The organism is Methylobacterium sp. UNC378MF, assembly GCF_900103195.1.
Classification (GTDB): domain Bacteria; phylum Pseudomonadota; class Alphaproteobacteria; order Rhizobiales; family Beijerinckiaceae; genus Methylobacterium.
The window spans coordinates 172146-180908 of the sequence record NZ_FMWU01000015.1 but is presented as its reverse complement, the minus strand read 5'-3'; the positions used below and the strand labels follow the sequence as shown (position 1 = coordinate 180908).

The following is an 8763-nucleotide window of genomic DNA, read 5'->3' as shown; positions in this document are numbered from 1 at the left end:
AGCGCCGACCGCTCCTTCGGCGGCTTTGCCGGCAACGACAGCTTCCGCACCGGCTGGGCCGCCGGCGGCGGCATCGAGTACGCCCTGCCCACCGACTCGTTCCTGAACTTCTTCCGCTCCTCGGCCGTGACGCTCAAGGTCGAAGGCCTGTACGTCAACCTCGATCGCGGCACCCGCAACCAGGGCGCGTTCGTCATCAACGCCGCCAACAACTTCCCGGTCGTCTACAGCGGCGTCGGTCGCCGCTCCGACGAGTTCGCCGTCGTCCGCGCCGGCCTGAACTACAAGTTCGGCTCGTACTGAGACCGCGACGCGACGGCCGGATCCCGACCGTCGCGCGAGGCCGATCCGGCCTCCGAAGGGGCCGCTTCCGCGAGGAGGCGGCCCCTTCGCCGTTGCGGCCACCCCTGCTGCGCCAGGACCGCGCGCCCATACCAAGGACGAAGGCCGCTGCCGGCCGTGACGGTCGCACCGATCACGGGGATCGCCGACGTGGAGACGACCGGGGCGTGGGCGACCCGGCTCGCCTGAACCGGCTCAGTAGCCCTTCCACAGGCCGGGGGTGGCGAGTTCGAGCAGGTGCCCGTCCGGATCGCGGAAGTAGACGCTGATACCGCCCCTCGGCCAACGCGTGCGCCCCTCGATGGCCACGCCGGAAGCCGCGAGATGATCCTCCCAGGGCGCGAGGGCATCGGCGTCGATCGCGAACGCGATATGGGCCGGACCGCGTCCGTCATGGGGCGGGATGAGGCCGCCCGGCGTCTCGATCGGCTGCAGGGATCCGCCTTCCGGAAACAGCAGGAGGACGCCGCGGCTGCCGACGTCGAAGGCACGCATGCGGAAGTCGGCGTAGAGGCAGGACAACCCCATCGTGTCGCGATAGAAGGCTTCCGCGCGGACGAGATCCGCGACGTACAGCGCCGTCTCCAGGATGGCGTTGAGCTTGGGCACGGCGATCTCCGGTCGACGGTGCAGGCCTCACGGTCCGCCGGCAACAGCGCCCGCGATCACCATCAGCAGGGCCTCCAGGTCGATCCGTCCCGTGATCCGCGCGTAGCCGGGCTCCGACAGATCCACCTGAGGCGCGGGATCCTCCGCCTCGGCCTGACGCTTCAGCTCTGCCACGACGGCGTCCCGCAAGGCGTTGTCCAGGTTCATGGTTCCGGCTCCCGGTCCTCGACGCGCCCGGCAGCCGGGCCCCGATCCGGTGCGGATCGGCCCCGTGCCGGGCGATGGCTGCACCAGGGCCAACCGGCCGGTCCGGACCCGGTTCGCGACCGGACCGGGTTCAGGCCGCCGAGGGGCGCGGCGCGCCCGGATCGGGCCGCGGGGCCCGGCCTGGCACGAGCGATAGGCCCGCGGAGAGCAGCGCGAAGATCACCAAAGGCACGAGGCTCAAGGTGAAGCTGCCGGTCCCGTCCTTGATCGCGCCGATCAGGTAGGGGCCGAGGAAGCCGCCGAGATTCCCGACCGCGTTGATGGCCGCGATGCTCGCCGCCGCCGTCGCGGGCGGCATCTGCTCGGTCGCGAGCGCCCAGAACGGGCCCTTGAGCATGTAGACGCCGACCGCCGCGATCGTCAGAGCCGCCACGACCGGACCGAGCCCCGAGAGGACTGTCCCGCCCGCGAGCCCGAGCGCCAGGACGATGAACGAGAGCGCGAGGTGCCAGCGTCTCTCGGCGGTCCGGTCGCTGTGCCGGCCCCAGAGGACCATGGCCACCGACGCGAAACCGTACGGGATGCTGTTCAGGAGCCCGGTCTCGATATTGCCGAGGCCGAAGCTCTTGACGATCTGCGGTGTCCAGAACGACAGCCCGTAGCTGCTCGCCGTCGAGCCGAAATAGATGGCCGCGAACAGCGCCAGCCGCCGGTCGCGCAGGATCTCCCACAGCGGCGGCTTCGCCGCCTGGCCGCGCCTCGCGTTGCGCGCCGCCTCGGCCTGGAGCTGTCGCTGCAGCCAGTCCCGCTCGGCCGCCGGCAGCCAAGCCGCGTCCCGCGGGCCGTCCGGCAGCAGCCACAGGACCGCGACGGCCAGGAGCACCGCCGGCAGGCCCTCGAGGATGAACAGCCATTGCCAGCCGGCGAGCCCCAGCCCCGTCACGTTGAGCAGCGCGCCGGAGATCGGCGAGCCGAGGAACGACGAGATCGGAATCGAGATCATGAAGATCCCGATGATCCGCGCCCGGTAGGCGGAGGGGAACCAGTAGGTGAGGTAGAGGATCACGCCGGGGAAGAAGCCCGCCTCCGCGAGCCCCAGCAGGAAGCGCAGAGCGACGAACGACCACGGCCCCTGCACCAGGGCCATGGCGGCGGAGATCAGCCCCCAGGTCGCCATGATCCGGGCGATCCACAGGCGCGCCCCGAAGCGCTCCAGCATCAGGTTGCTGGGGATTTCCATCAGGAAATAGCCGAGGAAGAAGATCCCGGCGCCCCAGCCGAAGACGGTCGCGGACAGGCCGACATCATGGTTCATCTGGATCGCCGCGAAGCCGACATTCACGCGGTCCAGGAAGGAGACGAAGTAGGCGAGGATCAGGAACGGCACGAGCCGCCAGCTGATCCTGCGTATCGCCGAGCGTTCCAGGGCAGCCTCGTCCGGGGAGCCTGTCATCGGGCCTATCCTCGTCGCGCGTCGTGGGATCGGGATCGATCCGGGTCAGCGATCCAGGTCGCGGCCGGCCTCACGCGGACGGACAGCGCCGATCGCCGCCACACGGACGGGGGGTACGCAGGCCATCTCGGGCTTCCTCGCGGGCCGGTCATCTCTGCGGTGACCTGTGCGGACCCTGCTTAACCCGTTCCCGACGCGGCTGGGAAGCGCTTGCGACGCGTAGAAGCATCGGATCCGTTGAGCATGAGGGCGTATTCGTAAGCCGCAATGCCGTTGAAGGTCGCCCGGCTGGGCCTTGCCGGCCTCCTGCAACGCTATCGGTTGGCCCTCGTCTTTGGGCGCGGCGCAGCAACCCAGGGCGTCACGCCGCTGGATCGCTGCGCCACGTCCGCAAAGACCGGGATGCGGGCGGCGCTCGACCGCCCGCACCGCCTTCAGCCCTTCTTGACGTTCCAGAACACCGGCACGCCGTTGAGCACGCTCGTCAGGGAGGGCTTGAACGAGGTCTGGTTGAAGTATTGCCCGAGGGGCAGGTAGGGCAGATCGGTGAAGGCCTGTTGCTGAAGGGTCCCCGCGAGCTGTTTGCGCGCGGCGGCGTCGGGCGCATCCAGCCACTGATCCCGCAACGCCTCGATCTTCTCGCTGGTCGGCCAGCCGACTGCGGCGCTCTGGCCCGTCCCGCGCAGGAAGGCGCTGACCGCCGGGTTGGCCTGATCGAGCCCGGCCCAGAAGGTGCAGAAGGCGCTCCAGCCGCCCTGGGCAACCGGATCCTTCTTGGCGCGCCGCTGCACCACCGAGCCCCAATCCATGACCTGATAATCGACGTTGAAGCCGGCGCGCGTGAGCATGTCGGCCGCCACGTCGGCCAGCGCCTTCAGGCTCGGGAAGTCCGAGGCGCCCATCAGCACCACCTTCTCGCCCTTGTAGCCCGCCGCCGCCAGCGCCTTCTTGGCGCCCTCGTAATCGCGCTTGCTCGTCAGGACGTCGAGGCCGACATCGCTGGCCATCGGCAGTCCGGGGCAGAAGAAGCCGGTCGGCACGTGGATCAGCTTCGGGTCGGTGCCGGTCACTGCCTGCATGAAGTCGGTCTGGTCGACGACCTTCAGCAGCACCTGGCGGATCGCCGGGTTGTCGAAGGGCGGCTGGAGCTGGTTCATCCGCAGGCAGCCGATGAGGCCGGTCGGGTCGGTGATCCGCGTCGTCAGCCCGCGGAGGGTGGGCACGAGGTCGGCCGGCGGCTGCTCCCACCAATCCATCTCGCCCGTCTGCATGGCCGAGGCGGCGGTGGCCTGATCGGGGATGACGTTCCACTCGACCCGGTCGACGAAGACGCGCTTCGGACCCGAGGTCCATTGCGGCTCGCCGCCCTCGCGCGGGACGTAGCCGGCAAAGCGCTCGTAGACCACCCGGGCGCCGACCACGCGCTCGTCCGCCTTGAAGCGGAACGGGCCGCTGCCGACCATCTCGGTCACCTGCGTGAACGGGTCTGTCTTGGCGAGCCGCTCCGGCATGATGGCGCAGATCGAGGAGCCGACCTTGCCGAGCGCGTCCGGCAGGAGCGGGAAGGGTTTCTTCAGCCGGAACTGGATCGTCCGGTCGTCGGGAGCCGAGAGGTCGTCCGTGTAGGCCATGAGCGTCTGGCCCATTGCGTCGCGCTTGCCCCAGCGGGCGATGCTCGCCACGCAGTCGCGGGCCAGCACGGGGCTGCCGTCGTGGAAGGTCAGCCCGGGCCGCAAGGTGAGCCGCCACAGCGTCCCGTCAGCCTCCACCGTGTGGCCCGCCACCATCTGCGGCTGGGCGGCGTAGCTGGCGTCGGTGCCGTAGAGCGTGTCGAACACGGCGAGCCCGTGGTTCCGGGTGACGTAGGCGGTCGTCCAGATCGGATCGAGCACCGTCAGATCGGCCTGCGGGATGAACTTGAGCGTCCGGGCGGCGCTGCCCTGTGCCAGGGCCGGAGCCGCGAGTGCGGCGCCCGACAGGGCCATGAAGGATCGTCTGTTCAGCATGCCGACTCGCCCAAGCGTTGCAATCCGGCGGAGGTTAGCACGTGGCGGGCCAAGGGCATCACGCGCGCGCTTGGCATTTTCGGTCCGCCGGCCCCGCAGGACACGACCGTCGCCTTGAGCGATCCGGCGCCGAAGGCCCAGGCGGATGCGCTGCTGTCGGCGCCGGGGCGGCTGGCATGGCCGCAGGGCGTGGAGCGGCGATGGCGTCTGACCTGCAGGCAGATCCATCCGTACCGACGCATTCGCAAAGCACTGAAATCAAGCAATCAATTCCGGGCGCTCTTGCTTGAAAAGCGGGCACGAACAAGCTTTCGTCAAGATAACGACTCTATTAGCGGCGAGCAGGCGCGGGGACGCGGGATGTCGAGGCCGCCACTGCAGACCGCTCTTCATCCGCGCGCCGTTGCCGTCCGATGTCCGCTGGGGCTCGGAGTTCCAGGATTGCCGACATGAACTTCACCGTCACCGCACGCCTGTCCGCGCGCCGGTTCGCCTACCAGCACGCCTCGGTTCTGACCGCCCTCGATCAGGGCATGAGCCTGATCGCGGCCGGCATGGCCGAGGTGACGATCACGGACGGTAGCGGCCGGGCCCGGACACCGGCCGCGCTGTACCAATCCCTCTTCGGGGCATCCCGTCCCGCGTCGCTGCAGTGCTGGCCGGCCGCCGCGCAGGCGCAGGCCGCCTGATCGGGACAGATCCGGTGCTGCGCGGCCTCTTCCGCACAGTGGAAGGGGCCCGCCACGTCAGTCCGGCCCGGATGCGCCCATCTTCCAGCAGAGCGCAACGCCTTCGGGGGCGACCTCTGCCAAACACGACTTCCGCTCCCGGGCTCATTGCCTGGATAGGACGGCAGCCGATCTCAACTACAAAGAAATCTGACCAGTACGGGCCCGTCTTTCTGGACAACGGCCGAGATAAGGCTTAACCTCGGCGTGTTCGTCCCGCCGGAGTGCGGGTTCGAATGCTTCCAAGGATCAACTTACATGAAGCGCCGTAGCGCGCGACCGTTCATGGTCGAAGTCAAGCAGACTCGTTCGGCCCGCACATCGCTGACTGCCACCACGGCGCGCCAGCGCCCGGACAAGAGCCTCTGGCCGGAACTGGCGCAGGCCGCGATGGAGCCGCCCGCGCCCGCCCTTCAGGCGGCGCCGGCTCCGCGTCCGGAGCGGAAGACGCCGGACGCACCGGTCCGCCGAGTCCTGCCGAGCCTCGTCCCGATGTTCGAGATCCCGGCCGAGCCGGCCACGGAAGCCGCGGCTGAAGCGGTGACCGCGCCAGCGGCCGAGACCGCTCCCGCTCCCCGAGTGCGGCGTGTGCGCAGCGCGCGGGTCGCCGCTGCCGGACAGGACCTCGCCCCTCGGGTGCAGACGGCAAAGCCGCGTCCGGCCGCACCGCCGATCCCGCCCGTCGACGAGGCACCGACCGCCTGCGCCGCGCCGGCCGCATCCGGTCGGGGTCCATCGTCGCGGCCGACGGCCGGGCGGCGGGCGAACGAATTGCGGCTCGGGGAACGCTGGAAGCGGCGCCTACCGCATTTCCTGCGCTGATCGGGCCCGTTCGGGCTGCGCCGTCAGGCGAAGAACGGCCTGAAGTTCTCGAGCCATCCGCGCAGCCAGGCTTCGCAGCCCTGCTTGGCGCCCTCGGCATCCTGGCCGTGGCCCCAGATGTCCTCGGTCAGCGGGCTCCACCAAGTCCAGAATCGGCTCGATCCGTCGTACGCGCAGATCCCAACGACGACCACCCCGACCCGCCCGACGAAGCGCGGAAGCGGAACGCCGGCGGTCTCGTCCTGCGTCCATGTGATCAGGCTCCGGGGCATCCCTCTAGAACGGCGACCGTCTCCGGATGTTCAACCGAACGGATTCGCCCGGCGCGGCGCGGGCTTATGCCGCCTGCCGCTCTGGCACCGGCCCCGCGGCCAACCGCGAGTTGCGGTAGCGCGCATCGTCGGTGACCTCACGCTCGACCCAGGGGGGCAGCACCACCGGTTGGTCCTCGCGCTCCAGCTCGATCTCGGCCAGGATCAGACCCGTAAGGTCGCCGCCGAATACGTCGACGTCCCACACCGCCCCGGCATGCGCGACCCGGAAGCGGGTCTTCTCCAGCCGCCGGCCAGGCGGCACCGTTGCGAGGAGGGCCGCGCCGGCCTCCGGCGCGACGGCGAACTCGATCTCGTCCCGAGAGGCGCCGCGACGCGGGCTCTTCCACGTGATGAGCGTGCGCTCCCCGGCGCGGCGAATCCGGATCGTGTTGGTCGCGTCGGTGAAGAGATAGCCCTGAACGAAGTGCGTTCCCGCCCGGCACAGCGCGAGAACCGACGGGTCCGCGATGAACTTGCGCTCGATCTCGACAGCCATGCCGCGCCTCGTGGACGTTTGACGCGCAAGCCTTCGCGGACAAGCCGGCCCGAGACAAGCCGGCTGGCGGGGATGAGCACAGCGTTACAGACATGGCTCGGTGCCGATGCGCCCGGGATGTATCCGGATCGTGTTAAACTTATGTAAAAGCGCGAGGAACCGATCGCTTGCACAAACATCATCAGACATCACGACCACTCCCGTCCCCGAGGTCAGCGCTGAAGACGGCATCCAAACGGCCAAATTTGAAGAAGCTGCTCCGGAAGGCGCAGGTCAAACCGCTCAAGCAGGTGGCGGCCCTGCCGTTTCGCGTCGGCTCGGACGGTCGGATCGAGGTTCTGCTGATCACCTCGCGGGATACGGGCCGCTGGATCATCCCGAAGGGCTGGCCGATGACCGGCCGCAAGGCCCATCAGGCCGCCGAACGGGAGGCCTTCGAGGAGGCCGGGCTCGAAGGACAGATCGCCGCGAGCCCGGTCGGCCGGTACCAGTACCAGAAGCGGTTCGATCACGGCCGTGCCTTTCCCTGCATGGTCCGCGTCTACCCGTTGCGGGTCGAGGCCCAGCACGCGCGCTGGCCGGAGCAGGATCAGCGCACACTGCAATGGTTCCCGCCCGAGGAGGCGGCGCGCCTCGTCCATGAGGACGAACTCCAGGAACTCCTGGCTGGCTTCGGGGCGCGGCCGGTCGACGAGCGCGGCTGAAGGCCGGCGCCTCTGGCCCATCACCACGACCCGGAAGACAACCCTTGATCGATAGCCTGTCCGTCAAGGGGAGGCGCGCGCGTTCGGGGCGGCGCGCGCGTTCGCTCGCCTGACCGCGGAACATACCGGCCGGGCGGTCGCTCCGGCGGCCTGAGCGTCGGCTTGCTGCCGGCGCCCGAATCCGGGACGGATGCGGAGCCCCTGGACCGCGCCCCGTCTCGAGCGAGGGCCAAAGGCCGCGGCGCGTTCCGGATCTTCACCGCACCATGGACGAGGCGGCCGAGGAGCGACGGGTGCTTGAGCGCGACCGGCACCGGGCCCGCGACGACGAAGCCCCGAGCCTGCACGACCAGCCGCAGGTGGACCGCCACAGGGGTCTCCGCGTCGGGCCCGAGGCGCTGCTGCGCGGGACGCGCCCGGTCCACGGCGTCCTGCCGGCCATCTTCGGGCCATTCGCCGAGGAAACCGGCCTGGTCGTGGCGGAACTCCGGTATCCGGATCCGCATGGATACCGGAGCGGAACCGCCGGCTCCCCCCGGCGGGGAACCCACCGGATCCCTGCGACGTTGGCCCGACAGATTGGATCTTTTCTAAGGTTCAAGCCCTCCGTTCCCTGCCGGGACGGCCCCGGGCCGCCGGCCTCACAGGAGCCTGACCATGAACGCCAAGTGCGAGACCTGCCGGTTCTTCGACGAGCACAAGGGCAACGGCGCGGTCGCGCAGAACGATGCCGGCCTGTGCCGCTTCAACCCGCCGGTCAGCCAGCCGGCACCCGAGTCCAAGGGTCTCTGGCCGGTGGTCGCCGCTCAGGATTGGTGCGGCCACTACACCCCCGAGATGACGGCGGCCGAGTAGGAATTTCCGCAGCGCGGACGATCGGGGCCGGCCTTCGGGTCGGCCCTTTCGTTTGGGAGTGCCACGCGACCGCGACTCCCGCTCGACTCTGGAACCCATAGCCGCATCCCCCCCCTGACCAACGCGGGCCCGGGCACTACCTTGGAGCTGATCCAGAGTGTCGGTGTTTCCCCGAAGACCCCGCCTTCGTGCCGGCACGCCTCGACTGCCGCGCCGGGCCCGGAGAC

At 69.8% G+C, this 8763-nt stretch carries 10 protein-coding genes and 1 pseudogene; 5 read left to right on the top strand and 6 right to left on the bottom strand.

The annotated features are described in order from the left end of the window. A pseudogene (locus BLT59_RS17290) lies at positions 1-303 on the top strand (porin family protein); the annotation flags it as partial. A gap of 234 nt (positions 304-537) precedes the next feature. Here BLT59_RS17290 and BLT59_RS17285 read toward each other — a convergent pair. From BLT59_RS17285 to BLT59_RS17270, 4 genes are all read right to left on the bottom strand, one after another. Then, a complete protein-coding gene (locus tag BLT59_RS17285) occupies positions 538-951 on the bottom strand; it encodes a VOC family protein (protein ID WP_091782775.1) in 414 nt (137 codons plus the stop codon). 27 nt (positions 952-978) lie between these two features. Then, positions 979-1158 carry a hypothetical protein gene (locus tag BLT59_RS17280; protein ID WP_091782771.1) on the bottom strand — a complete coding sequence of 60 codons (180 nt, stop codon included), beginning with the start codon at positions 1156-1158 and terminating at the stop codon, positions 979-981. A 130-nt stretch (positions 1159-1288) separates the two neighbouring features. Continuing rightward, positions 1289-2611, bottom strand: coding sequence for an MFS transporter (locus BLT59_RS17275; protein WP_091782767.1), 1323 nt, complete (start codon positions 2609-2611; stop codon positions 1289-1291). Between the two features lie 434 nt (positions 2612-3045). After that, a complete protein-coding gene (locus tag BLT59_RS17270) occupies positions 3046-4617 on the bottom strand; it encodes an ABC transporter substrate-binding protein (RefSeq protein WP_091782764.1) in 1572 nt (523 codons plus the stop codon). 449 nt (positions 4618-5066) lie between these two features. On the opposite strand from BLT59_RS17270, the gene BLT59_RS17265 reads away from it, so the two are divergent. After that, positions 5067-5306, top strand: coding sequence for a hypothetical protein (locus BLT59_RS17265; protein WP_091782761.1), 240 nt, complete (start codon positions 5067-5069; stop codon positions 5304-5306). A 297-nt stretch (positions 5307-5603) separates the two neighbouring features. Next, on the top strand, positions 5604-6167 hold the full coding sequence (locus tag BLT59_RS17260; protein WP_091782759.1) for a hypothetical protein: 564 nt from the start codon (positions 5604-5606) through the stop codon (positions 6165-6167). Between the two features lie 23 nt (positions 6168-6190). Here BLT59_RS17260 and BLT59_RS17255 read toward each other — a convergent pair whose 3' ends face one another. Together BLT59_RS17255 and BLT59_RS17250 are read right to left on the bottom strand one after the other, a co-directional pair. Continuing rightward, entirely contained in the window at positions 6191-6439 is a 249-nt protein-coding gene (locus BLT59_RS17255) for a hypothetical protein (protein ID WP_091782756.1), read from the bottom strand. A 64-nt stretch (positions 6440-6503) separates the two neighbouring features. Continuing rightward, positions 6504-6977 (bottom strand): CYTH domain-containing protein, encoded by a 474-nt coding sequence (locus BLT59_RS17250; protein ID WP_091782752.1) that lies wholly within the window; start codon positions 6975-6977, stop codon positions 6504-6506. 245 nt (positions 6978-7222) lie between these two features. Between BLT59_RS17250 and BLT59_RS17245 the strand changes: the two genes are divergently transcribed. Together BLT59_RS17245 and BLT59_RS17235 are read left to right on the top strand one after the other, a co-directional pair. Further along, the gene (locus BLT59_RS17245; protein ID WP_091782750.1) at positions 7223-7681 is read left to right on the top strand and encodes an NUDIX hydrolase; all 459 of its coding nucleotides are present in this window, start codon (positions 7223-7225) and stop codon (positions 7679-7681) included. Between the two features lie 657 nt (positions 7682-8338). Next, positions 8339-8536 carry a hypothetical protein gene (locus BLT59_RS17235; protein WP_091782746.1) on the top strand — a complete coding sequence of 66 codons (198 nt, stop codon included), beginning with the start codon at positions 8339-8341 and terminating at the stop codon, positions 8534-8536. Positions 8537-8763 lie beyond the last annotated feature (227 nt).